The 1,352-nt window shown below is 70.6% G+C and carries 1 protein-coding gene; it reads left to right on the top strand.

The genetic code is table 11. The features are described from left to right. Positions 1-205 precede the first annotated feature (205 nt). Complete coding sequence (locus tag ACFWGJ_RS43710) at positions 206-1,180, top strand: LLM class flavin-dependent oxidoreductase (RefSeq protein WP_387334552.1); 975 nt, start codon at positions 206-208, stop codon at positions 1,178-1,180. Positions 1,181-1,352 lie beyond the last annotated feature (172 nt).

Genomic DNA, 1,352 nt, shown 5'->3' with positions numbered 1-1,352 from the left:
GAAAATCAGCCCGTCCGGCGTTTGAGGACGGAGCGCGCAGCGCGACAGGGGGGCGAGGGGGCGCAGCCCCCATGTGTGGACGGGAACGGGAAGGGGCGGCGGGGGCGAGAACCCTGGCCAGCTGACGACCCGTCAGCTACCGTCACCCCCACCGAAGCCCCCGGCACGCACCCACGCACCCACCCGCCCGGCGAAGGGGACCCCCATGCCCGTAACGGTCGTACGTTTCAACCTCGTCGACCCCACCCCCACACCCCCCTCCCTCAGCGACCGCTACAAGGCCGCCCTGGAGATGGCCGCCTACGCCGACGACCGCGGCATGACCACCGTCCAGACCGAGGAACACCACGGCGCACCGAACAACTGGCTGCCCTCCCCGTTCACCTTCGCGGGCGCGGTCTTCGGCGCCACCCGCAAGATCGCGGTCACGGTCTCGGCGATCATCGGCCCGCTGCACGACCCGCTGCGCCTGGCCGAGGACATCGCCGTGCTCGACCTCCTCAGCGGCGGCCGTCTCGTCACGGTCGCGGGCATCGGCTACCGCCCCGAGGAGTACGCCCAGTTCGACGTGGACTACAAGCGCCGCGGCGCGCTGCAGGACGAGCTCCTGGAGACCCTGCTGAAGGCGTGGACCGGCGAGGACTTCGAGTACCGCGGCCGTACCGTACGGGTCACTCCGCGGCCCTTCTCCGACCCGCACCCCCTGCTGCTGGTGGGCGGCTCCTCGAAGGCCGCGGCCCGGCGCGCGGCGCGGCTCGGTCTGCCGTTCTTCCCCAGCGCGCATCTGCCGGACATCGAGGCCTACTACAAGGAGCGGCTCGTCGAGTACGGGACCGAGGGCTGGACCATGATGCCCGCGGCAGTGACCCCGCTGCTGCACCTCGCCGAGGACCCGGACCGCGCCTGGGCCGAGCACGGCGAGCACTTCCTGCACGAGGCCAGGACGTACGCCTCCTGGCAGTCCTCCGACATCCGCTCGGCGGTGAAATCGGGGGCCACGACGGTGGAGGAGCTGCGCGCCGAGGGCGTCTACCGGATCGTGACGCCGGAGGAGTGTCTGGCGCTGGGCCTGGACAGCTACGTACTGCATCCGCTGTCCGGCGGGATGTCGGTCGACGAGGGATGGCGCAGCATGCATCTGTTCTGCGAGAACGTGCTGCCCCGGCTCAAGGCCCTGTAGGACCGGGAACCGGGGCGGCACGCTCTCTCACGAGTACGGGGAGAAGGACAGCGGGGACTTGGCCCCTCTCCCCGGGTTCAGCGGGAAGTGACGGGTGTCAGCCCATCTCCTCCAGCGTCTTGCCCTTGGTCTCCTTGACGAACTTCAGGACGAAGGGGATGGAGAGCGCGGC

The sequence above is a fragment of the Streptomyces sp. NPDC060205 genome (genome assembly GCF_042728395.1).
Classification (GTDB): Bacteria; Actinomycetota; Actinomycetes; order Streptomycetales; family Streptomycetaceae; genus Streptomyces.
This window is presented reverse-complemented; position numbering and strand designations above follow the sequence as displayed.